Annotated in this window: 22 protein-coding genes and 1 tRNA gene; 4 read left to right on the top strand and 19 right to left on the bottom strand. The window is 58.8% G+C overall.

The annotated features are described in order from the left end of the window. Positions 1–40: 40 nt before the first annotated feature. The 17 genes from ACRY08_RS03460 to ACRY08_RS03380 all read right to left on the bottom strand — a co-directional run bounded on the left by ACRY08_RS03460 (position 41) and on the right by ACRY08_RS03380 (position 16,983). On the bottom strand, positions 41–847 hold the full coding sequence (locus ACRY08_RS03460) for a CbbQ/NirQ/NorQ/GpvN family protein (RefSeq protein WP_432448451.1): 807 nt from the start codon (positions 845–847) through the stop codon (positions 41–43). A gap of 1 nt (position 848) precedes the next feature. Then, positions 849–2,213 (bottom strand): cbb3-type cytochrome c oxidase subunit I, encoded by a 1,365-nt coding sequence (locus ACRY08_RS03455; protein WP_432448450.1) that lies wholly within the window; start codon positions 2,211–2,213, stop codon positions 849–851. 21 nt (positions 2,214–2,234) lie between these two features. Further along, complete coding sequence (locus tag ACRY08_RS03450) at positions 2,235–2,687, bottom strand: c-type cytochrome (protein WP_432448449.1); 453 nt, start codon at positions 2,685–2,687, stop codon at positions 2,235–2,237. A 441-nt stretch (positions 2,688–3,128) separates the two neighbouring features. Beyond that, positions 3,129–3,824, bottom strand: a complete 696-nt coding sequence (locus ACRY08_RS03445) for an RraA family protein (RefSeq protein ID WP_432448448.1) — start codon at positions 3,822–3,824, stop codon at positions 3,129–3,131. Then, the gene (locus ACRY08_RS03440) at positions 3,821–4,516 is read right to left on the bottom strand and encodes an alpha/beta fold hydrolase (protein WP_432448447.1); all 696 of its coding nucleotides are present in this window, start codon (positions 4,514–4,516) and stop codon (positions 3,821–3,823) included. The genes ACRY08_RS03445 and ACRY08_RS03440 overlap by 4 nt, the downstream gene beginning before the upstream one ends. After that, positions 4,513–5,637, bottom strand: coding sequence for a cobalamin-independent methionine synthase II family protein (locus ACRY08_RS03435; protein WP_432448446.1), 1,125 nt, complete (start codon positions 5,635–5,637; stop codon positions 4,513–4,515). The genes ACRY08_RS03440 and ACRY08_RS03435 overlap by 4 nt, the downstream gene beginning before the upstream one ends. A 27-nt stretch (positions 5,638–5,664) precedes the next feature. Beyond that, the gene (locus ACRY08_RS03430) at positions 5,665–6,627 is read right to left on the bottom strand and encodes a cupin domain-containing protein (RefSeq protein WP_432448445.1); all 963 of its coding nucleotides are present in this window, start codon (positions 6,625–6,627) and stop codon (positions 5,665–5,667) included. Between the two features lie 151 nt (positions 6,628–6,778). Beyond that, positions 6,779–7,768 carry an ester cyclase gene (locus ACRY08_RS03425; RefSeq protein WP_432448444.1) on the bottom strand — a complete coding sequence of 330 codons (990 nt, stop codon included), beginning with the start codon at positions 7,766–7,768 and terminating at the stop codon, positions 6,779–6,781. Further along, complete coding sequence (locus ACRY08_RS03420) at positions 7,755–8,780, bottom strand: LacI family DNA-binding transcriptional regulator (protein ID WP_432448443.1); 1,026 nt, start codon at positions 8,778–8,780, stop codon at positions 7,755–7,757. The genes ACRY08_RS03425 and ACRY08_RS03420 overlap by 14 nt, the downstream gene beginning before the upstream one ends. Continuing rightward, the gene (locus ACRY08_RS03415; RefSeq protein WP_432448442.1) at positions 8,777–9,541 is read right to left on the bottom strand and encodes an SDR family NAD(P)-dependent oxidoreductase; all 765 of its coding nucleotides are present in this window, start codon (positions 9,539–9,541) and stop codon (positions 8,777–8,779) included. The genes ACRY08_RS03420 and ACRY08_RS03415 overlap by 4 nt, the downstream gene beginning before the upstream one ends. Then, positions 9,538–10,587, bottom strand: coding sequence for an ester cyclase (locus ACRY08_RS03410; protein WP_432448441.1), 1,050 nt, complete (start codon positions 10,585–10,587; stop codon positions 9,538–9,540). Before ACRY08_RS03410 ends, ACRY08_RS03415 begins: the two co-directional genes overlap by 4 nt. 64 nt (positions 10,588–10,651) lie before the next feature. After that, complete coding sequence (hisD, locus tag ACRY08_RS03405; protein ID WP_432448439.1) at positions 10,652–11,980, bottom strand: histidinol dehydrogenase; 1,329 nt, start codon at positions 11,978–11,980, stop codon at positions 10,652–10,654. A gap of 4 nt (positions 11,981–11,984) precedes the next feature. Continuing rightward, positions 11,985–12,521 (bottom strand): ester cyclase, encoded by a 537-nt coding sequence (locus tag ACRY08_RS03400; protein WP_432448438.1) that lies wholly within the window; start codon positions 12,519–12,521, stop codon positions 11,985–11,987. Between the two features lie 124 nt (positions 12,522–12,645). Beyond that, complete coding sequence (locus ACRY08_RS03395; RefSeq protein ID WP_432448437.1) at positions 12,646–13,527, bottom strand: carbohydrate ABC transporter permease; 882 nt, start codon at positions 13,525–13,527, stop codon at positions 12,646–12,648. A 1-nt stretch (position 13,528) separates the two neighbouring features. After that, positions 13,529–14,554, bottom strand: coding sequence for a carbohydrate ABC transporter permease (locus tag ACRY08_RS03390; protein WP_432448436.1), 1,026 nt, complete (start codon positions 14,552–14,554; stop codon positions 13,529–13,531). 65 nt (positions 14,555–14,619) lie between these two features. Further along, positions 14,620–15,846: an ABC transporter substrate-binding protein gene (locus ACRY08_RS03385; protein WP_432448435.1), complete on the bottom strand. Its 1,227-nt coding sequence runs from the start codon at positions 15,844–15,846 to the stop codon at positions 14,620–14,622. Positions 15,847–15,927: 81 nt separating this feature from the next. Beyond that, a complete protein-coding gene (locus ACRY08_RS03380) occupies positions 15,928–16,983 on the bottom strand; it encodes an ABC transporter ATP-binding protein (protein ID WP_432448434.1) in 1,056 nt (351 codons plus the stop codon). A 135-nt stretch (positions 16,984–17,118) separates the two neighbouring features. Here ACRY08_RS03380 and ACRY08_RS03375 point away from each other — a divergent pair, with 135 nt between their 5' ends. The 4 genes from ACRY08_RS03375 to ACRY08_RS03360 all read left to right on the top strand — a co-directional run bounded on the left by ACRY08_RS03375 (position 17,119) and on the right by ACRY08_RS03360 (position 19,695). Beyond that, positions 17,119–18,120, top strand: coding sequence for an ester cyclase (locus ACRY08_RS03375; RefSeq protein ID WP_432448433.1), 1,002 nt, complete (start codon positions 17,119–17,121; stop codon positions 18,118–18,120). Beyond that, entirely contained in the window at positions 18,117–18,983 is an 867-nt protein-coding gene (locus tag ACRY08_RS03370) for an amidohydrolase family protein (protein ID WP_432448432.1), read from the top strand. The genes ACRY08_RS03375 and ACRY08_RS03370 overlap by 4 nt, the downstream gene beginning before the upstream one ends. A gap of 15 nt (positions 18,984–18,998) precedes the next feature. Then, complete coding sequence (locus tag ACRY08_RS03365; protein WP_432448431.1) at positions 18,999–19,466, top strand: thioesterase family protein; 468 nt, start codon at positions 18,999–19,001, stop codon at positions 19,464–19,466. 155 nt (positions 19,467–19,621) lie between these two features. After that, positions 19,622–19,695, top strand: a tRNA-Gly gene (locus ACRY08_RS03360). A 102-nt stretch (positions 19,696–19,797) separates the two neighbouring features. On the opposite strand, the gene ACRY08_RS03355 is transcribed toward ACRY08_RS03360, so the two are convergent. After that, a complete protein-coding gene (locus tag ACRY08_RS03355; protein WP_432448430.1) occupies positions 19,798–22,857 on the bottom strand; it encodes an efflux RND transporter permease subunit in 3,060 nt (1,019 codons plus the stop codon). 8 nt (positions 22,858–22,865) lie between these two features. Next, positions 22,866–23,915 carry an efflux RND transporter periplasmic adaptor subunit gene (locus tag ACRY08_RS03350; protein ID WP_432448429.1) on the bottom strand — a complete coding sequence of 350 codons (1,050 nt, stop codon included), beginning with the start codon at positions 23,913–23,915 and terminating at the stop codon, positions 22,866–22,868. Positions 23,916–23,921: the final 6 nt, after the last annotated feature.

Genomic DNA, 23,921 nt, shown 5'->3' with positions numbered 1-23,921 from the left:
GGTGTGTTGCGACCGGCGCGTGACCGGTCGCAACTTGGCCTTAGCCGTAGATCGCGGTGACCAGATCCAGAAGGCCCTGCTTGACATCTTCGTCGTCGGTCAGGGGCTCGATCATGGCTGTGCGGATTGCGCGTTCGACGGGCATGCCGTCCTGAACCAGCGTGGCACAGTAGATCACAAGGCGCGTCGAGACGCCCTCTTCCAGATCTTGGCCTTTCAGGCCGCGCAGTTTGTTTGCCAGCCGGACGAGGGACGTCGCCCGGCTGACATCCAGCCCGCTTTCGCGTGTCACAATCTCGATTTCACGGTCGTGGGAAGGGAAATCGAAGTCGACAGAAAGGAAACGCTGGCGGGTTGAAGGTTTCAATGTCTTCAGGATGTTCTGGTAGCCGGGGTTGTAGCTGGCCACGAGCATGAAGCCCGAAGCAGCCTCGATCTCCTCGCCAGTCTTGTCCAGGGGCAAGATGCGGCGGTCATCGGTCAGCGGGTGCAGAACAACGGTGACATCCTTGCGGGCTTCGACAACCTCGTCGAGGTAGCAAATGGCGCCCTCGCGCACAGCGCGGGTCAGGGGGCCATCGACCCAGACGGTTTCTCCACCTTTCAGAAGGTAGCGACCCACAAGGTCGGCGGCAGAGAGGTCATCGTGGCAGGCAACGGTGTAAAGGGGGCGACCCAGTTGGGCGGCCATATGAGCGACGAAGCGGGTCTTACCACATCCGGTCGGACCTTTTAAAAGCAGCGGCAGCCCATGGCGTTCAGCGGCTTCAAAAATTTCGCATTCATCGGCGACGGGTGAGTAGAAGGGGGCCGAAGCCCCCTCCGTGGTTTTTTCTACGGCGGCCATATCAGGCACCTTCGCTTTCAGCACTACGCGTGATGATCTCTTTGCGCGGCGCAAGTTGGGCGTAAATGAACAGGATCGCACCGATGACGACGCACAGGCCAGAGCCCCAGCGCATCAGGTAGAAAATGTTCAGACCTTCCTGAATGTCCATGAAGTTCTCACCCATGACGCGCTGCAGGTGCGTTTGCACGGTGCCTGCAAAGGTCAGGACAAAGGTCATGAACGCCATACCACCGGTCATCAGCCAGAAACTGACCATGTTGAGGACCTGGTTATAGGGGTCGCGACCGGTCAGGATCGGGAAGGCATAGGTGAAGATCGCCAGGTTCACCGACACATAAGCGCCGAAGAAGGCAAGGTGACCGTGAGCGGCCGTGATCTGCGTGCCGTGGGTGTAATAGTTCACACCGTGCAGCGTGTGCAGGAAGCCCCAGACACCTGCGCCAAAGAAGGCGACAGTTGCGGCACCCAATGCCCAAAGCAAGGCCGCTTTGTTCGGGTGGTCGCGTTTGCCTTTCCACACCATGACAAAGCTGAAGCTCATCATGGCGAAGAAGGGGATCACCTCAAGCGATGAGAAGATCGAACCGATCCACTGCCAGTAGCCGGGCAGACCGATCCAGTAGTAGTGGTGACCTGTACCCAGAATGCCCGAGAACAGCGCGGTGGCGACGATGATATAGAGCCATTTTTCAATGACCTCACGGTCCACACCGGTCAGTTTCAGAAGCAGGTAGGCCAGGATCGAGGCCATCACCAATTCCCAGGTACCTTCCACCCACAGGTGGACGATGTACCACCAGAACATTTTGTCCAGCGCCAGGTTTGCGGGGTTGTAGAAGGCAAACAGGAACAGCAGTGCCAGACCCCAGAGGCCCAGAAGCAGCACGTTCGTGATCGCGGTTTTACGACCCTTCAGAACCGTCATCGAGATGTTGTAAAGGAACATCAAAGCGGCAACGACGATGCCCACTTTCACCCAGACCGGCTGTTCGATGAACTCGCGGCCTTCCTTGCCCAGCAGCCAGTTGCCTTGGAACAGGTCGAACACATAGGTCACGACCACGCCCGCGGTTCCCAGCAGCAGGATGATCAGCTGCAGATAGGCCAGCTTGGGTGAATGGATCTCGCGTTCAGCTTCTTCCGGTACAAGGAAGTAGGCCGCACCAAAGAACCCCAGAAGCAACCACACGACCAAAGAGTTGGTGTGCAGCATGCGGATGATGTTGAACGGCAGCAGCTCGGACAGGAAGTTCGGGCTGACATAGATCCAACCTGCCAAAAGGCCACCTGACACCTGCACGGCGAACAACACCATGGCTGCCAGGAAGTACCAATAGGCAATTTTTTGTGTTTGGTATTTCATGTCTTGTCTCCTCGTCCGGCCTTAGCCCGCCTCGTTGGGCGGCCAACCTTGGGCGTCGATGGTGTTCACCCAGCGGAAGAACTCCGCCAGATCACGAATCTCTTCGTCGCTCAGGTTGAATTGTGGCATCTGACGACGCCCTTCGATGCCGGTCGGCTGCGCTTCCATCCAACCTTTCAACACCTCAAAGGCGTCTTCAGGTTCGTCTTGCACACCCCACCGGGTCATCACGTTTTGAAGTTCCGGGGCAAAGTAGGCACCTTCCCCCATAAGTGTGTGGCAGTTAATGCAGGCGTGTTTTTCCCACACATGTTTGCCACGGGCGACACTGTCCGTCAGTGGGGCATTTGCTGTCGACTGGTTCACGACGTAGCGAACCGAATGTGCCGACAAAATCAAAAAGACCACAATGAAGAACAGCGAGCCGCCATAGAACACGTTACGTGCCATGGTCTTAGTCATGACTTCTCGCATATCGGCCTCCAGCTCAGTTATCCGAGTTTTTTGATAGGCGAGTCCCCGCGCAAGCTGCTTGACTATTGTTAAGGAGCTTGCGCTTTCGGGTTGTGGTCGTGATCGAAGCGACGCTCTGTTTCACCGCTGGCTTAAACTCGAGGGTGTCATGCGCGCGCCTGATCCGGCTCAGCGTGCGGCACAAGCCGCGCGCCAAACCGCCATAGAACGGGCTTTGGAAATTGGACGCGGTGCGGGAAAGATCGCACAGATTTGCGCTCCCACACCGGAGAGTTCTCTTTACCCACCCTCCCGAGGACCGGGAGGGAGAGCGTTATTGCGCTCGGAATGGAAATTGAACAGAGAAGCCGCAATGGAGGGGCGGTAATGGCCCATTCCCCTCCTTCGCAACGATTGCGGTGAAAGCCGGCTTCAGGATTGTCTGACTTGCCTAACTTGGCTTCAGGTCCGTGAGGTCTCGAACGCTGCCCAAGCTTTCTCGAACATGTCGAAGTCAAACCCGTCGGCACGGGCGGGATCCAGAACCAGCTTTTCGGTATCGAGCAGTTTGTGGATCGCGTCTTCGAGCATTGGCACTACCTCGGGTGGGATGACCAAGGCACCATGTCGGTCGGCATGCACCAGATCGCCGTCGCGCACTGTCATGCCGAAAATCTCGACCTCGGTGCCGATCTCTTTCACATGAACGAAGCCGTGGCTCGGGCCGATTGATCCTGCCACCACAGGGAAGCCTTCGGGCAGATCGCCAAGGTCGCGCATCACGCCGTTGGTCAGCGCGCCCGATATGCCGAAGCCTTTGTGGACAGTCGTGTTGATCTCGCCCCAATAGGCGCCGATGGCGTGGGGATAGTCCAAGTCCTCGACCACTGTAACCGCCGGGCGCGGACCTTCTGACATGTGGCGATAGTAGTTCATGCGCCGCTCTTTGATCACGGCGGGGTCTTCTTCAGGCGGGTTCACGGCGGCGATTTTCGCAGTGCGGGCATAGCCCACCATCGCCCCGCCATCCGGGTCCGAGCACAGCATGGTGCCACGGGTGAAGGCGCTGAAGCCGCGTTTGCCTTGGGCCACTTCGATGGCGTTGCAAATGGTGGGCGTGTCGACTTTTTGCAGAAGGGCAAGAAGGGATGGGGTCATAGGGCCTCCAACCAGCGGGACAGGGCCGCCGTGGTTTGTTCAGGTTGTTCCAACGTGGGCAAATGGCCCGCGTCTTCGATGATTTCAAGCGTGCTGTGGGGCATGAGGTCATGCATCAGTTCATGGCGCGAGACAGGGCACAGCGCGTCATCCCGCCCACACAGCACAAGCGTCGGTCCAGTGAAGGCGCGCAGCGTATCCGTCTGGTCCGGGCGGTCGCGCAGGGCCTTGGACTGGTTTACGAACACCTCTGGGCCCAGATCCATTGCCATCGCCATGCACAGGTCCAGTATGGCCCCGCGATTAGGGCCGTCGGTCAGATAGTTCGGCTTCATTTCATCTCGCATGACCCGGCGTAGCTCACCGTTCTTGGCGGCGGCAATCTGTGGCGCGCGGCGGGCTTTGACCTCTTCCTTTTCAGCCAAGGGGTTGGTGTCCATAAGGGCCATCCCGGCAACGCGGTTAGGGTCTTGGCGCAGAACCTCCATCGCCAGAATGCCGCCCATCGACAGACCCGCCACCGCAAAGCGCGGCGGCGCGTTGCGCAGCACGCTCCTGGCCAGCGCGGACATGCTGTCATGCGCGCCCATCGGCATGATCACAAGGGGAGTGGGCCCGGACAGCGCGTCGATCTGCGGCCCAAACAGGCGCGCGTCGCACATCATCCCGGGCAGCAGGATCAGAGGCGTCATTTGACCAAAGCCGCCCCATCGGACAGTGATTTCAGCTTGGCGTAGGCAATGTCGGGGTCAACCGCGCCGAACCCCGCAAACGTGCCAAAGCCGCAATCCGAGCCGGCAATCACACGGTCTGCACCCACGATGTCGACAAAGCGGGTGATGCGTTCAGCAACCAGCTCGGGATGTTCCACGAAGTTGGTTGTCGTATCGACCACGCCGGGCACCAGCACCTTATTGTCCGGGATATCCGCCTTACGATCGCGGAAGGTCGTCCATTCGTGGCCGTGGCGCGGGTTCGAGGTTTCAAACAGCACGTAGCGCGACTTGGTCGCCATCAGCGTGTCGAACATCTTGGACATGGGTATGTCGCAGCAATGCGGGCCTTCGTAATTGCCCCAGCAAATATGCACGCGCACCTTGTCGGCGGGCACGTCGGACAGCGCATGGTTCAGCGCCTCGACATGCATGTTCGCGACCTTGATGAACTCGTCATCCGACAGGTCCGTGAACAGCATATGGCGCGACAGGGCCAGATCGGGGCAGTCCAGTTGCAAGTCCAGACCCGAGGCAACGATGGTCTCGTATTCCGTCTTCATTGCGTCGGCCAGTGCAGCCAGATAGGCCTCGCGACTCTTGTAATAGTCGTTCTGCAGAAACAGGGAAATCACGCCGGGCGAGGCGGCGTTCATGAAGCCCCGCTCGGCACCATGTTCGGCCATCGCAGCCTTCAGATTGGCGATGTCTTTTTCAAGCTCTCCCTGCCCCTTCGACACCACCTCGCCCACACACATGGGGCGGGCATATTTTGGCGTGCCACCATCATCGGCAAGGCGCTTCAGAAAGCCGGGGAACATCTTCAGATCGGCAGGCGCGTTGCGCGGGCTATCGCCTGCAAAGCCGGTATAACGATCCTTCACATAGGTCGCGTAGGAGATTTTCGAGGTCTCTCCATCGGACACGATGTCGACCCCGGCCTCAACCTGTTTACGCACGGTCTCGGATACCGCGGCGGTCATGCAGGCGTCAAACTCGGCTTGATCGAAAGGCTGCTCGTTTTCGCGGGCGAATATGAAATCGACCACGTTCTGCGAGCGTGGGAGGGAGCCCACATGGGTGGTTTTGATATGCGTCATTGTGGGCTCCTTCCCGTTGGTTTCAGATCAGTTTCCGGTCCACGTGGCACCCGCCGGATCATCCGTGGCGGTGATGCGGTACAGTCCCGCCTCACCGGTCATGGATGGTGCTGCCGAATAGCTTTCACCGGGCAAAACCAGAACGGTGTCGCCGCCGGATACCGTGGTGGTCACATCATTCACCGACACGCGCCAATGGCCGCGTGCGGGCATCAGGACCACCGGTTTATCCGCGGTGACCGCATCGTTCTGAGCCGAGCCACGGGCGAGGAACTCGACCTCGAACCCCGGCTTGTCTTTGATGACGGCATCTTCGCCGATGACCTTCGCAGGCCCTTTGGCCGCTAGGGCTGCCAGATCCCAATAACGAGCGACATAGTGGCCGATCACTGCATCCACCGGCACCTCGGGATAGTCCTTCAGTTGCTCGTCAGTCAGCAGCGGCATCGGGGCCACGTTGTGGGGCAGTTCCTCGCCCTTCTTGCTGTCATAGAGCACGCCGTTTTCGCCCAGCATCAAGCCATGCGTTTCGGCGTCTTGGATGACATGCGGGGCCCAGGTCACACCACCGCCCGCATCATCGCCGCCAAGGATCGACATGATCATGCCGTAGTCATCGCCAACGTTCTCGAACCCACGGAAGATGCCGGTGGGTATGTTGAAAATGTCGCCTTCCTCGGCGATGAATTCACCTGCTTTGCCGTGCAGGCCCCAGAAAAAGCGCCAGCGGCCTTTGGCCACGAAGAACACCTCGGCGGTGGTGTGGCTGTGCAGGCTGTTGCGGCATTTCGGGGGCTGTCCTGCCGCGCCAATGTTGAAGCCAATCTTGTCCGTGATGTGGACATGCTGGTCGGGGCTTTCCGACACGCCGCCGCCAATGATGGTGAAGTTTTCCTTCTGGTCCGAGCCCGGCGTGTGGGCGTCGATGAAGGCGGTTTTACAGGGCTGCAGTTCGCCATAGCGGACGATGCGGGATTGGATGGTACTCATATCTTTGTTCCTTTCATGTGCTGAGATTGTGGGGTCACATCTCAGCCCCGGGCGGGCGATTGTTCAGCCGCTTCGCCCGCAAGGCTGCCCGAAAGCAGTGGAACCTGCGGGTCGCCTGACTGGCATCCAGATATGAAATCCGGCTCGCCATTCAGAGATCACCCGTGTGCAGCAAGATCTGTTTCCAGACCGAGGTTTCGTCGAACAGGGTCCATTCGCGACGCAGTTTGACCTGACCGGGTAGAACCGCGCCGAACTCGGCATGACTGGCACCCATCACATGGACCTGCGCGCCTGTTGGACGCCCGAACGCGCCCCAGCCGTCATGTGTCCCTGTCAGGCTCCACCTAATGGCGGAGCGGGGCGGCATATGCGCGTCGTCGCGGCCAATCTGATGGTGGATTTTGAACTTTGCCGACGGGAAGGAGGCGCGCAGACCCATCCAGAACCGTTCGACGGGATCCCAGCCGTGGCCGGTCACACCGCCCGCAAATTCAGCCTGCACCGCGCGGTCGTATTCCGCTTTGATCACGGTGATGTCGGCGTTCATGATACGGGTCAGAATGCCGGCGTGGCGACTTCCCCATTCATTGTCATTGCCGTGCCCTCTATAGGGGCCGGTTTGGTCGATCTCGGGCGTGAAGGGTTTGACACAGGCCTCGGGTCCGCCTTCGCGGGTAATCAGATCGCGGGCATAGTCCACAACATCCCAACCCATCTGCCGCACAATCGCGCCTTGGTCGCGGATCAGCCATTCGTCGTCGATGGCGTTGTTCTTGGCGTGGCAATCGGCAATCACGCGATAGGCCAAACGTTTGCCCGTAGCGGCCCCGTAGACGCCATCCCCCAGATGGGTCGCCGTGGTCAGAATCCGGTGCGAGGACAGCATCCCATCCTCGGGTGTGCCGGACCAGATCACATCCTCGCCCAGCAGCTCGCGGTCGGGAAATTCAGCAAGGGTCGCCATGGTGGCGCCAATCACGCTTTCATTGCCGATCACCACACTGCCGGGGCTGCGCACCACGATTTTGGGCGCGTAATAGTCATGCAGCGTGGCCAGCCCGCGATCTTCCCAAATCTCTTTGGTGATCCCGATAATGTAATCAGGAAAATCGCGGAACTTGGGGTCAAATCCCTTCATTGGTCCATCCTTTGGGCTTGCGGGCAGAACCGCGCACGATCAACGGCCCTTCGATGGCCTCGCGGCGCGGTTCTGCGGCGTTTGGGTTTTCGATATGCTGCATCAAAGCCGAGACCGTGGCATCCACCATCCGGTTCACGGGCTGGCGGATCGTGGTCAGGTCATAGGCCCCCCACGACGCCATCGGCACATCGTCATAACCGATGACTGAGATGTCTTGGCCGACCACCACGCCATGGGCACGCAGCCGGTCAATGACCGCGAAGGCCATATGGTCATTGCCGACGAAAATGGCGTCCGGGGTGTGATCGCGCAGCAGGGTCTCGGTGCACTCCATCGCCACATCGCGATTATACATTCCATCCAGCGTGGCCACCGACGCGGCCCCTGCCTCGGCAAGGGCGGCATTGAAGCCTTGCTGCCGTTCACGTCCGGTCGAACTGCCTTGCCAGCCCGAGATATGCGCGATCCGTTCGTGACCTGCCTCGAGCAGGAATTCTGCCACCTGTCGCCCACCCGCTATGTTATCCGATGTCACCTCGACAAAGGGGCTGTTGTCTTGGCCCCTGTTGAACAGAACCACCGGGATGCCAGCTTGTGTAGCGCGTTCCGCCAGGTCCGACGACAACGAGACTGACGCCGCCACGATCCCATCCACTTGGTAGTCCATCAGATCTTGAATCACGCCGTCGATCCCGTCTGTCGAGTTTGGCGCCGTGAAAATCAGGATGTGATAGCCCTGTTCCTGAAGCGCATTGGACAGCTTCTCGAGCACGATCGGGTAGAACTGGTTTTCCAGATAGGCCACCACCAGCCCGATGATGCGCGACCGACCTGACACCATGGCGCGCGCAAGAACATTGGGGCGATAGCCCAGTTCAGCCGCAGCTTTGCGTACCTTCTCGATCGTTTTCTTCGACGCAGACGCTCCGGGTGTATAGACGCGGCTGACCGCAGACTGGCTGACGCCAGCGCGTTCGGCAACTTCGGCGGATGTGACCTTGAGCTTCATTCTGCCGTCCACCCCCCATCGATCATCAAGGCGGTTCCGGTAATCAGGCTAGACGCCTCGGACGCCAGAAAGACCACCCCGCCCATAATGTCCTCGACCTGACCAATGCGGCCAAGCTTGATCTTGTCCTCGATCCAGGCACGACGCTCGGGGCGATCAAAGGTCGACTGAGTCAGCGGGGTCACGATGAAGGTCGGGCAGATCGTGTTGATCCGGATGCCCTTCTTGCCCCACTCAATCGCCATAGACTTGGTGAAGCCTTCCACCGCGTGTTTGGTGGCGGAATAGACAGCGCGGTCCAGACCGCCAACCTTGGCCATCTGACTTGAGATGTTGATCAGCGATCCGGGTTTATCTGCTTCAATCAGCCCTTTGGCCACGGCTTGCGTCAGGAAATAGGCCCCTTTGATGTTCAGACCCGCGACGGCATCGAAATCATCTTCCATGGTGTCTTCGGCAGCGGAGTGGCGCGCCAACCCGGCAGAGTTCACCAGCACATCAAATGGACCGTGCTCTGCCACCGCAGCCTGCGTGGCCGAGACGTCTGCGACATCCATGGCCAGCGCCCGCGCCGAGAACCCTGCATCCTTCAACTGCGAGACCAGATCCTCCAGCGCCTCGGCACGACGGGCCGCGACCGTGACCTCAGCCCCAGCCTCGGCCACAGCCACAGCGCAGGCCAGACCAATACCCGAACTGGCCCCGGCGACCAATGCGCGTTTTCCGTCCAGTCGGAAAGAAGGGGTATTGGGCAGGGTCATGGGCGGTCTCCGGTCTTAGTAATTCTGCCCGTTGGTCGGGCCTTGTTGAACATGCGCATACGTGCCAGCACATCCACACCCAACTGGTCGAAAATGTCCAGCAGATCGACCAGCACCCAGTTCTCACGGATCAACCCGTTTTCCATGCGCCAGAAGTCCAGTGAGCGCAGCGTGATCTCTTGCCCAGCGGGCGCGATCCCCAACCAGCCATCGCCGCTGATTGTTTGTTTCATGTTGGGCCAGCCCGTAACAGCGGCATAGTCGCCATCCCCGAAGAAGTGGAAGGTCAACGCGTCGTCGTGGGCGCCGCGATCGGGCATGGCGGCCAAAAACGGGATTTGATGCCAGTTGCGAAAGCCTTCGAAGCCGCGCGCGGTGCCGATCCCGGCAGGGCCGTACCAGTTGAACCGTGGATGCCAGAAGCGCTCCATTTCCATCACCTCGGGCCCACCTTGCGCGGGGTGCCGGACAAGATGGGACAGCATATCGACGATATGGTCGCAGGACGCCTGGGCCCGCGCGGCATCCCACGGATCCGCCACACAACCGTCTTGCGTTGCAGGTCCGGGAACAAAAATCTCACGCCCGAGCGACGGAGCCATGGGCCATGCCCCAGCCTGCATCATCAGTTCCGGGATGTCCCAGATCGCCTGCACCTCGACAACCTTGTCGCCGTTGAAGCGGTAGAACTCGTGAAAGCGCATATGTGCCAGATGACCAGTCGGTGGAATGTCCAGCCAAGGCGCGGTGAAGGTGCCAAGATAATGCCCAGCGCACCCGACCCAATCGCAGCCGTGGCCATCCACGCCCGCCATGACGATCCAGTCGCGCCGTTCCAAATCGGGCATCGCAGATAGGAGCGGCGCATAGGCGGTTTTATAGACTTCGCCTGCCCCGCGCATCGTGCCAATGGGATGACACAAACGGATCTCGGCATCCTCGGCCAGAAGCCCTTCGAGAGCCTCCCGCACCGGCTGCCCAGAGAAATCCCGCATCGCCGCACGCAGGGGCGCAATCAACTGCTTGTGGCGGCTATGACGGTCCATCTTTCCTCTTGTTCAAAATACCTTGGGGAGCGCGGGGCAGTGCCCCTCATCCCCCGTCTTCATCTCACTCTGCGGCGTCGCGATAGGGTGCCCCTTCGCCATAGGGGATGTTGATCCCGCCATAGCGACGCACCCGCAGATTGCACTGTTCGGCATGCCCAACAAAGCCTTCCAGCATGCACAGACGCGAGCCGTATTCGCCGATCAGCGTTGCCGCCTCGTCGGTGGTGACTTTCTGATAGCTGTGCGTTTTCAAGAACTTGCCCACCCAAAGACCGCCGGTATAGCGCCCGGCCTTCTTGGTCGGCAGCGTGTGGTTGGTGCCGATCACTTTGTCGCCATTGGCGACATTGGTGCGCGGGCCAAGAAACAGCGCTCCATAGCAGGTCATGTTTTCAAGGAACCAGTCATCACGATCGGTCATCACCTGCACGTGCTCGGATGCGATATCGTCTGCCACGGCCAGCATCTCATCATAGGTATCGCACAGGATCACCTCGCCATACTCCTCCCAGCTGACACGTGCAGTGCCAGCGGTGGGCAGGATGTCTAGGATGCGGTCGATCTCGGACAGGGTCTCCTCGGCCAGGCTCCGAGAGTTGGTGACAAGCACAGCAGGAGAGTTATATCCGTGCTCTGCCTGACCGAGGAGATCAGTGGCGCACAGTTCGGCGTCCACGGTGTCGTCCGCAATCACCATGGTTTCAGTCGGGCCCGCGAACAGATCGATGCCAACGCGGCCAAAGAGCTGACGCTTGGCTTCGGCCACGAAGGCGTTGCCGGGGCCGACCAGCAGGTGCACGGGCGCAATGCTTTCCGTACCAATGGCCATCGCACCCACCGCTTGGATGCCGCCCAGAACGTAGATCTCGTCCGCGCCACCCAGATGCATGGCGGCGATCACTGCGGGGTTTGGTTCGCCGTTGAAGGGCGGCGTGCAGGCGATGATGCGCGGCACGCCGGCCACCTTTGCCGTGGCGACTGACATATGCGCCGAGGCCACCATCGGGAACTTGCCGCCGGGCACATAGCAACCCACCGATTGCACCGGGATATTCTTGTGTCCAAGGATCACGCCGGGCAAGGTTTCAACCTCGATATCCAGCATGCTGTCGCGCTGCGCTTGGGCGAAGTTCGTCACCTGCTCTTGGGCGAAGCGAATGTCAGCCATGTCTTGGTCCGAGACCTTGTCGATGATGGCCTTGATCTCGTCTTCAGATAGGCGATAGCTGGGACGGTCGTAACTGTCGAACTTGACCGCCAGTTCGTGCACTGCTGCGTCGCCACGCGTCTCGATGTCTTTCAGAGTGGCGGCGACAACGGCCGCCGTCTTGGCGTCATCCTCGGCACGGTCTGCTTCGGGTTTGCCACGTTTCAGGTATTCGATGGTCATGGTCTTATCCTTGGTTCTTGGGACGCGGCGCTTCTTTTTCGCCGCGATCAAATGCTTCCCAGCCCTCGCCGTTGAAAAGGTCGACGCCCAGCTGTGCGGCGACATGGGCGAAATCTACGTTCACCCAGTTGTCGACGATCTTGCCGTCCACGACCTTCCAGAAATCCATATAGCGGATCTCGACCCGCTTGCCGGTGGGCGCGATGCCCATAAATTCCCCTGAATGGGTAGCTTCCTGACGCCCGAAGGCGGCGGCCCATTCGCCCATGTAAAGGCGGGCCTCATCGATGCAGGTTTTGTCCGAAAACGCGGCTTGGAACGGGCGCTGCCAGTTGTCTTGGAACTCTTGCAGTCCCGTCTTGGTGCCGCAGCCTTGGTTGCCCATCCAGCGGAACCCTTGGGCAAAGAACTCGCCAATGTCGTCGATGCGGTGGTCGTTCAGACCGTCCACCATGGTTTCGATCACCCGGCGGGTTTCGTCTGTTTTGCTTATGTCAGTGTCGCGCGTCAGCACGGCTTGTTCGGGACGGGAGCCTTTCATCGGGCCTCTCCTTTCAGAATGCATTGGGGTCGTGAGGGGGTGACGCGCACCCCGCTCAGAAAATCCCGTGGCATTCTGTTCAACGCCGGATGGCGCGCCATGGCGTTATGACGGGCGGATGCGCTCATCCCTTTACGGCTCCGGCGGTCAGACCCGAAACGATCTGGCGCTGGAAGAACATCACCAGGACGAACAGGGGCGCAGTAGCCGAGACAACAGCCGCAACAGCAAACATCACGTTGCCTTCGGTATAGGTCGTGCCAAGGAAAGCGGCGATGGCAGGCACCATGGTGCGGTTGCTTTCCGACAGCAGCATCGCGGTAACAGCGAAGTCGTTATAGGCCAGAAGGAAGCTGAACAGTCCGGTGGTGATCACGCCCGGCCACATGACCGGCACGATGACATGGCGGAAGGCCTGAAACTGGGTACAGCCATCCACTTTGGCACTTTCATCCAGTTCCTTGGGGATGTTCTGGAAGAAGGAATGCAGCATCCATAGCGTGAAGGGCTGGTTGATCGCCACAAGTACGATGATCGTGGTCGGCAGAATGCCCCAAACGTTCCATTCAAAGAAGGGCAGCAGATACCCGGCGACCAAGGTAATCGGCGGCATGGCGCGGAAGATCAGAGCGGTGATGAGCAGCCAGAAGGTATAGCGATAGCCAGAACGCGACAGAGCATAGCCACCCAGCGTGCCGATTGTCAGCGAGGTCAGGACCACGAAGAAGCACACCATGAAGGTGTTGATGACATTGCGCCAGAACTCTTCCTGCACCCATGCGCCGTGATAGGCGGCACCGGTGAAGGCGCTGTCATAGGTTGCCTTGGTGCGCTCACCCGTGATGGCATTGGTCCAGTCTGCGATCGAGAAGAAGTCGAGCTCGACCTTGAACGATCCCCACAGCGTCCAGAAGAACGGGAAGGCGGCAAGGATGAACCACAGCCCAACAAAGCCATAAATCATGATGCTCAGGCCCAGCGGGCGTCTTTGTGCTTTGGAGGCCATGTTACTTCCCCTTAAAATCACGCCAAGTGCGCACCAGGACGGGCGACAGCAGGATTGCGACGCCAATGATTGTCAGAACCGAGGTTGCAGAAGCAGCCGAGAGCTGTCGGGTTTCGCCGCCGAGATCGTTGAAGATGATCCACGACAGTGATGTGGCATGCGCCGAGGCGTTGAAGCCGACCACAGGCTCGAAGACCCGGAAGTTGTCCATCAGCTGGATCAGCGCCACAAAGGTCACCAGCGGCATCAGGTGTGGAACAACCACGTATTTGATCTGTTGCCAGCGGGTTGCACCGTCAATCTGAGCGGCCTCGATCTGGTCTTTGGGCAAGGTCTGAAGCCCGGCATAGAAGACCACGAAGGCAAATGGGGCCGAGTGCCAGATCCCGTAGACGATCAACATCACCCAGGTCAGCCCGGTCGATGCCTTGAGCGAGAAATTCGGATCCCCCGCCAGCGCCACCAGCGCCGAACCGATGATGCCGCGACTGTCGACCATCCAGAACAGGATCAGCGAGCCGATCAGCGGCGTCACGATCATCGGCAGAAGCGAGAAGAAGATCATCAGACCCTTCAGGTGGCGGTGCAGCGAGTTCACGGCGAGCGCGATCATCAAGCCGACCACAATCAGCATCGGGGTCACGATGAAGGTAAATGTCAGGGTAAATGCCAGCGCGCGATAAAGCGGCAGGTTGAACAGGCGGTCCCAGAAGTCACCCCAGGTCTCTGCGGTGTCCCATGCCTCGTTCAGTTCAGCAATCGCAAGGTGTCCGCGGTCCAGATAGATATCCAGCCCGACGAAACGACCAAGGGGTTGCGCGTCGCGGATGGCGCGGGTGGCCTCTTGGTCGACGGTGGTTTCGGTCGTACAGCCCACCAGAGGGGTGCAGTTCTCAACGGTCTTTAAGACCGCTTCATGTGGGGCAAAGACCGACTGGGTCACCACCGAAACAATCGGCAGCGCGATGAACAGAAACATCGCAAGACCCGTCGGCAGGAAGAACCAGAAGAACGTTCTATGTTTCATCTTGGGACCCAGACTAAGTGAATGAAAACCGGAGAGGATTGCCCCTCTCCGGTTGGGAGGAAGACTTACTTAAGGAAGCCTTTTTCCATGGCTGCAGCGCGATATGCTGCTTCGATGTCGGCAAGCGCTTGCTCGGCGCTTTCCTTGCCTTGCAGGAAGTCGGCCAGTTCGTTGCCGATCGCGCCATGCATCAGGCCCATATAGGGAACCATCGGGTAGGGCACTGTGCCAGCTTTTGCAGCGTCGAACACACCAATTGCTGCCTCGGTCGGCTCATAGCCTTCGATCAGCCAGACAGCTTGCGATGCGATTTCCGCATCCTGCATCAGCTCGGGACGGATACCGTTCATCATAGCAACGAAGGTCGCCTCGGCTTCCTCGTCCGAAATGTTCTTGGCTACGGTCCAGCCATCCCACCACAGCGTCGACGCCGGGATCGAACCGCCGCCCACGGTCATCGGACCCGCGATGGCGTGGCCGTTCTTGACCTCGTCTGTGACACCGTCAGCAGTGGTCTGGGTTGCGGCGCGCGAGCCCCACATGTTCAGAAGCGCGATGTTGCCCGCACGGTATTCGGCATTGGTCGCGTTCGAGTCATGAGTCAGGAAATCGGGGTTCATGTACTCGGTCAGCGCCTTCATCATGTTCAGCGTGTTCACGCCAGCTTCCGAGTTGATGTTCGGTTCTGCGGTGCCTTCCTTAAAGAAGGTGCCGCCATAACCGATGAACATGTTGTTGAATTCCTGCGCCAAGTTCCAACCCGCAGCATATGCGCCGCCGATCGGGTTCTGCATGACGCCCTTCTCGCGGATCATCTTGGCCGCCTGGAGCATCTCTTCATAGGTTTTTGGCGGCTCGATGCCCAGATCGGCCAGAACATCCTTGCGGTACATCAGGTGCTGGGCATTTGCCATGAAGGCAACAGCCATTACTTTGCCGTCGACGGTGATCAGCTGCGACTTCTGCAAGCCTTGCCCATGCTTTGCGACCAGTTCATCCAGCGGACGCACCAGATCGTCATTCATCAAGATGGTCAGGGTCGAGTTCGCCACGATCGCCGAGGTGTACTCTGCCGGGTTGCCCTGCATACCGGCCACGTGGATGTCCTTGTGGTCCGCAGTCAGGTTTCTCTTTACCTCTGCACCGGTACATTCCGCCGCGCCTGCGCCAACGGTCTGAATTGCCGGGAATTCGTTGCCGATGATGTTCACGCGCGCGCCAATTTCACAGGCAAAGGCGCTTCCTGCCATGAGGGCAAAGGCGCTGGACAGAGCCACTTTCCTAAAAAACATTGGTATTCCTCCCTGGGTGGTGGGTGCATCTTCGAAGTCTGCACCCTTTGATGGTCCCGCCTTGCGGCGGAAGAAGTGGGGTTAACTCCCCAAACGTGCCCCTGTTTCAGCATCGAACAGGTGGCAGTGATCTTTGTGGATATGCATCGAGACGGTGTCGTCGATTTCGGCGCGGAATGTCTTGTCGGCTTTCACTGACACCAACTGACCGGCCAAACGGACCGAGACCATGGTGCTGTCTCCCAACAGCTCCAGGGTGTAGATCGGCGCGTTTATCTCGCCTTTGGAGCCATCAACAACGACGTTCGCGTCCTCGGCGCGGAAGCCAAGGGTTATGGGGCCGTCGGGGGCATCCAGCCCGGTAACTTCAGTGTATTTCGAACGGAACACTCCGCCTTCCATCGTACCCTCGATCAGGTTCATGGCAGGTGAGCCGATGAAGCTGGCGACAAAGGTGTTGGCCGGTCGGTCATAGATGTCGACCGGCGTTCCAACCTGCTGTACCACTCCCTGCTTCATAATGACCACGCGGTCGGCAAGGGTCATCGCCTCGATCTGGTCGTGGGTCACATAGATCGTGGTCACGGCCAACTCGTGCGACAGGTTCTTGATCTGCGCCCGGGTCGAGACGCGCAGCTTTGCGTCAAGGTTCGACAGTGGTTCGTCCATCAGAAACACATTGGGCTCGCGCACGATGGCACGGGCCAAGGCCACGCGCTGACGCTGGCCGCCCGACAGTTCGGCCGGTTTGCGGTGTAGGAAATCGTCCAGCTCGACCATGGCGCTGGCGCGGCGGACTTTTTCGTCATGGGTTTTGGGGTCAATGCCGCGCACCTTGAGCGGAAAGCGGATGTTCTCGTAGACGTTCATGTTGGGATAGAGCGCATAGCTTTGGAACACCATCGCTACATCGCGGTCCTTGGGCTCGAGATCATTGACCTTGACGCCATCGACCAGAATGTCGCCTTCGGTCGCATCTTCAAGCCCTGCGATCATGCGCATGGTGGTGGTCTTGCCACAGCCCGACGGTCCCAGAAGCACCAGAAACTCTTTATCCGCAATGGTCAGGTCGAAGTTTTCAACCCCCACGAAACTGCCCCAACGCTTGCTGATGTTCTTCAGCTGAATCTCGGCCATTCGGATTCCCCTCCCATTGGAATCAGTTTTTGCATACGCATGCAAAAACGTTAGACTGGCCTGCGACAATTTGGCAAGGTAATTTTGCAAGCGTATGCAAATAGTCCTCAAGCCACTGACGGGAAGCGAAAATTAATGAAGATGATTCAAGACGCCAAAGCCGTGGTGCAGCGATTCCATGCCGCGTTCGACGCCCCAGACTCAGATCTGGTGCAGGTCTTGCAGGCACATACAGGCGCAAATTTCGTGTGGCGCGGGTTCCATCCGTTTAATGAGATGACCGCCCCTTCGCAGGTTGCGACCGACTTTTGGCGTCCGCTGCGCCAAAGTCTGACATCGCTCCAGCGGCGCCAAGATATCTTTTTTGCAGGCGCCAACCACATGGACGAATTCTCTAGCGTCTGGGTGGTGTCTATGGGGCACCTGATGGGTCTGTTCGACAAGGCCTTTTGCAGCATCCCGCCGACCGGCAAAATCGCCATGCTACGCTATTGTGAGTTTCACAAGGTCGAAGGAGGCAGGATCGTCGAGACGGCAATGTACTTCGACCTGCTGCACCTGATGGCTCAGGCGGGCATTGTGCCTTTCCCCGACCATACCGCCGCTCAATTGGTGCAACCCGGGCCACAAACCCATGACGGGTTGCTGTTCGATGACCGACCCTCACAGGAAGGCAGGGATACGCTGGCCCTGATCAACCGCATGATTGGTGATCTTGGGCAATGGGACAACGAACTGAGTCTCGAAGATGAGTTGCGACAGACTTGGGCCGAGGACATGCTATGGTGGGGGCCGACCGGAATCGGTGCGACCTATACGATCCAACGATATGCGAAACAGCACTCTGGCCCATTCCGTGCAGCATTCTCGGACCGGTCCAAAACCACCCACATCGCCCGACTGGCCGAGGGCGCTTATGGTGGTTTCTTCGGTTGGCCCAATTTCACGGCCCGTCTAAGCTGTGACTTCATGGGAATGCCTGCGACCAATAAGACGAGTGAGTTTCGCGTGATCGACATCTATCGCCGTGACGGGGATAAGCTGGCCGAGAACTGGATCTTCATCGACCTTCTGCATTTTTGGAAATCGCAGGGCCTTGATGTCCTGCAGCGCCTACAGGACGGAGAATACGCATGATCGACGCGCATCATCACCTGTGGGACCTGACTGCGGTTCGCTATCCTTGGCTGATGGCCAAAGGCGTCGAACGGTTTTTCGGAGACCCCTCACCGATTCAACGAAACTATCTGCTGGATGAATTTCGCAGGGATGCGGCGGCACAAGGGGTCTCGGCATCGGTCCACATTCAGGTCGGCGCCGATGACGGCTTGGCCGAGGCCAAATGGGTACAGTCCGTCGCCGATGCCACGCCAGACTGGCCGATTGCGCAGGTAGTGTTCTGCGACCTGACCGGAGCGGATCTGAACGCGCAGCTCGATGCCTTTCAAGCGCTGTCCACCGTCAAGGGCGTGCGTCAGATCGTCGGCCGCGCGCCTGGTGAAGACGCAGTAACAGGCACCAACGACCTGCTGGACAATCCGCGATTTCTTGAGGGGCTGCGCGAGGCTGGCCATCGCGGACTGTCCTTTGATCTGCAATTGATCCCCGAGCTGATGGCCAAAACTGCGCGGGTGCTGGAACAGGCCCCGGACACCAAGGTCGCCCTATGCCATGCAGGCAGCCCGAATGATCGTTCAACCGCGGGGCTTGCCGATTGGGCCACCAAACTGAGCGACCTATCTGCCCTGCCCCAAGTGACCTGTAAACTCTCGGGCCTGGGTATGTTTCAGCATGATTGGGCAGTCGACGACTTCCGACCAATCATCGAAACCTGCCTTGAGCAGTTTGGTCCTGACCGCTGCATGTTCGGATCAAACTTCCCGGTCGACAGCCTGTATTCCGACTATGCCACGCTGGTCAAAGCGCACCGCGCCATCGTTCCGCACGAGATGCACAAGGCGGTATTCCATGATACTGCCGCGGCATTCTATGGGCTCTGAGGTAAGGACTGAAAGATGAGTGAAACCTTCATCTACGAGACCACCGTCATTTCCGACTGGATCGACTATAACGGCCATATGCAAGACGCCTATTACGGGCTGATTTTCAGCTATGCCGTCGACGCCGTTCAGGATGCGATCGGGTTCGACGCGGCATATCGCCAGCGCACCGGATGCACGATCTACCTGCTGGAAGACCACAAGTATTTCCTGAAAGAGGTCAAACTTGGCGCAGAGTTGCGTGTCGAAACCGTGGTGCTGGACAGCGACGAAAAGAGGTTTCACCTGCATCTGACCATGCAGCACGACGGCACCCCCGTGGCGATCAGCGAGACCATGGAGCTTCACGTCAACCAAAACCCAGAACCACGTGCAGCAGCCATGCCGCCCGAGATTGCCGAACGGTTGGCATCAGCGCGAGTGCCTAACCCAGATGCTTTCGACCGCCGGTCCCGCAAGATGATGCTCTGGCGCTCGACTTGACCAAAGAACAAGTCAATTCACAATTGCCAGATGCTCACGCTTGGTTATTGCGGGTTGTGGCTGGTTTAGACCCTTCAAGCAACCACTCTTCCAATTTCCCGTGCTGGGTGCACTTGACGCCCAGAAGCGCATGAAATATGTCGTGATTTTACTGGGCGGGCGTTGTGTAGTGGTAAGACCTTAGCCTTCCAAGCTAATGACGCGGGTTCGATTCCCGCCGCCCGCTCCAGTCCTTTCACACAGCTTCAAGCATACCGATATGCGGCAGGAATATCCGCTTCGTTTCGTGCATGTATGCCGGGATGTCCAACCATGAACACCCCGCAGAAGATCATGCAGGTTGCGCCGCTTTGTCTGTGACTTCCCGTTTTTCATCGCGTTTGAAAAACACGTAATAGAAGACCGGCGCGGCCACCAATGTCAGGATGGAGGCAAAGGCCAGTCCACCCATGATCGTGATTGACATGGAAACGAAGAACGCGTCTGACAACAGTGGCGCCATTCCCAAGATTGTGGTCACCGCTGCCAGAACGACCGGGCGCACACGTGATGCAGAGGCATCAATGATGGCCTGTCGCAAGGGCAGGCCCGGTGCGCGGACAAGGTCGATTTCCTCTACCAGAACGATGCCGTTCTTGATCAGCATACCTGACAGGCTGAGCAGCCCCAGAAGGGCGGTGAAACTGAAAGGCATGCCTGTTCCCAATAGCCCGACCACGACACCGTTTACCGACATCGGCACCAACAACCAGATCACAATCGGCTGGCGGATTGCATTGAACAGCAGGATCGAGATCAGGACCATGATCAATGCGCTCAGCGGGAGCTGCGCACCAAGACTTTCCTGCGCTTGGCTGGCGTTTTCAAATTCGCCCCCCCATTCCAAACTATACCCAGCAGGCAGCGCCATCGCTTCGATTGCGGAACGGATTTCGCCATGGGCGTGGGCTGGGGTTACATCGGGTGCAACATCCGCACCAACCGATATGGTCGGCACGCGGTTACGGCGCTGAACCAAAGTGTTTTCAACCTTGAACTCAAACCCGTCCGTGACCTGCTCGATGGGCAGGTGCTGGCCTGCGACTGACGAAAAGACCAACTGGTTGTTCAGGTTGAATTGTTCGTCATTCGGGCGGCGAAGGATGATAGGGATTTGACGTTCGCGTTCGCGATAGACACCGCCCTGCATCCCGTCTGTCGCGAAAAGCAGCGTCGACGCCACATCATCGCGCGTGATCCCTGCCGACTGGGCGCGTTGCGTGGCGTAGACCGGCTCGATGGCGAGCTCTTGCTCGCGCCAATCCGTGCGCAGGTTCAGAAGGTTGTCTGAATTTGCCTTCATCAGATCAATGGCTTCATTGGCCAAGGCCCGCAGCACCTTTGGGTCGCTGCCCGAGAAACGTGCTTGAATTGGGTCGCCGCCACCGGGGCCGAACACCAAACGCTGCACGCGGAATTCCGCTTCGGGGAAGGTCTCTTTTCCGAAGGTTTCAAGCCGGGAATGCAGATCAGGAATATCTGCCAGATCTGCGGTGCGGATGATCAGGTGACCGTAGCTTTGGTTGTCTTTGCCACCATCGTAGGTCAGCATGAAACGCGACGCCCCGCGACCAGCATAAGATGCGACCGACACAACTTTTTCTTCCTTGAGCAACCAGTTTTCGATTTGGGTCAGGTCCTCTGAGACCTGATGGATCGAACTGCCTTGCGGAAGCTTGTAGTAGACAAAGAAAAGGGGCGTGTTCGAGTTCGGGAAGAACTGCTGTTTAACCTGCGCGAACCCCATGAAACAGGCTGCCGTGGTCGCCACAAGTGCAGCAATGACGGGCCAGCGGAAGGTCAGCGCCAAGTCCAATATGCGTTTGTAAGCCCGGAAGAACGGACCAGAATAGGCGTCGTCCGCGCTTTGATTGTCCTCTTTGAACAAATAGTGACCCAAAAGCGGTGTCACTGTCAGGGCCAGAACCCATGACAGCAGAAGCGATATGCCGATCACTGCGAAAAGCGAAAAGAGAAACTCGCCCGTGCTGTCGGGTGACAACCCAATCCCGGCAAAGGCCATGATACCGATGACGGTTGCGCCAAGAAGTGGGATCTGAGTTTTCTGCGCTGCCTCGTCTGCGGCTTCACGCGACGTGCGACCGCGCAACATCGAGACCTGCATGCCCTCGGCCACAACAATGGCATTGTCCACTAGCATGCCCATGGCGATGATCAGCGCGCCCAGTGAAATGCGCTCCATCTCGATCGAAAAAAGCCACATGAACAAAAGGGTGCCGACGACCGTCAAAAGCAGTGTGGAGCCGATCACCAACGCCGCGCGCCATCCCATGAACGCGCCCAGAACCACGATGACAATGGCAACTGACATCGCAAGGTTCTTCAGGAAGTCGTTGGAGCTTTGCTCGACCACCAGATGCTGTTGATAGATCGGGTGAAGGTCAATGCCGTGCGGAATGCTGGCATCCAGTTCGGCCAGCCTGGCATCCACGCGGTGACCGACTTTCACAATGTCTTCGTTTTCAAGCCCGGCAATGGCGATGGTAAACGCATCTTGCCCGTTGAAGCGGATCATCTGGGTTGGGTTGGCCGCGCGTTCACGGCTGACCTCGGCGACGTCGATAACGTTTACCAGAACGCCGTTCACACCGACCGTCAGGGACGCAATGTCTTCGACGGTGTCCGAGCCTTCAGGGGTTCGAAACCTTGTGCGGCCGCCATCACTGTCCAGCCCGCCAGCCGGGGCCACCGAGTTTGACGTGGAAAATGCCTGCATCAGCGCGTTTGGTGGAATGCCCTGATTGAAGGCGATGGTCATGTTGGGTTCGACATAGATGACCTCTTCGGGCAGGCCTGCAAGGTCCACATCGGCCACGCCATCAACGACCAGCAGCTCGCGGCGCAGGAATGTGGCCAGATCGTGCTTTTCGGCGTCAGAGAACCCCGGCGCTGTGACGGCGTAATACAAGCCAAACACATCACCGAAACTGTCGTTCACAAAGGGTTGGGCAACGCCCGACGGCAACTGTCGCGCGGTGTCGCGAATGCGGGCGCGCAGTCGGGTCCAGATGTCTGGAAGCGCGTCTGCCGGGTAGGTGGATTTAATCTCGACATCAATGCGACTTTCACCGGGACGGTTGGTCGAGGTGATCTTGTCGACCTCCTCCATCTTCTGAAGGGCGCTTTCCAGCGGTTCGGACACTTCGGTTGCGACCTGCTGGGCACTGGCACCCGGATAGTGGGTGACCACAACGGCCTGTTTGATGGTAAAGGCCGGGTCTTCCAGTCGACCAAGGTTGAAGAACCCGTAGATGCCGCCAAGCAGCATCGTCAGGATGATCAGCCACGTATAAAGCGGCTTTTCGATTGAGGCGCGGGCAATGTTGAGCATGTCAGACCTCAGTTCGCAAAGCCGTTGAAGGGACGAACGCGCGCGCCATCAGACACCGCGGAGGCCCCCGCAGCGACGATCACATCGCCTTGCGACAGGCCTGATGTGACGGTGACACGCCCATCGGCGGCGGGGGTGATCTCGACAGATGTGGCCCTGATGGTGCCAGTGCCATCCGCGCCTTCGACATAGATCATGACCTGGGGTGTCCCATCCGGGGCCACCGCCATGGCGGATTGTGGAAGATCGATCACAGCCGCGTCGTGATCAGCCGAGATTTCGACATTCACCGATGAGCCGGGCAAAACGCGCAACCCGTCCTGAGGCACCATGCCCAAGGTCAGCCGATAGGTTTGGCCTGCAGATGCAGCCTCTGCATTGAACTCGCGAATTTGCAGCGGGTAAGCGCCGTCATGGCCGGGGAAATGGGCATCAATGCTCAGGTTCTTTTCATCGCCCGCGGTTTGGAACAGGATTTCGGGCACATCAATTTCCACCCGGATTTCGCTCATATCGTGCAACCGCACGATCGGGGATCCGGCGCCAATCGTGTTGAAGTTGCCCACGTGGCGAGCTGCGACCAAGGCGTCAAAGGGCGCCCAGAGCGTGGCGTTGTCCAGGTTCTTTTCGGCCTGTCGGAACGCGATGTCGCTTAGACCAACCTGGGTTTCCGCATCATCAATCGAAACCTGACTGACGGTGTTGCCGCGCAGTTTGGTCAGGCGTTCAAGCGTGCGTTCGGCCTGATCCTTCTGCAAAGTCGCCTGTTCCAAGGCTAGTGAGAATTGTTCTTGGTCCAACTGGGCCACTAGGCTGCCTTCGGCCACGAATTCGCCTTCGATCACAGGAAACTCGGTGATTTGCCCGCCAACCTGAAATGCCAGGTCCACGGTCTGGCGTGCGACGACTTTGCCGTAGAAAACCCGACTGAAGGCCAGTCGTTTGTCCTCGATGGTCATCAGTTTGACCGGCTTTGCGATGTCTTGTGCTGACGCCGGTGACACTGCGGTGGCGAAGGAAAGAGCCAGTGCGGTCAGTGCGGATTTGGTAACAGTCATAGGCGG

It is taken from the genome of Aliiroseovarius marinus (assembly GCF_050881025.1).
GTDB lineage: Bacteria > Pseudomonadota > Alphaproteobacteria > Rhodobacterales > Rhodobacteraceae > Aliiroseovarius > Aliiroseovarius marinus_A.
Note: the sequence above shows the minus strand (reverse complement) of the source record. Positions and strands in the feature narration are given on the sequence as shown.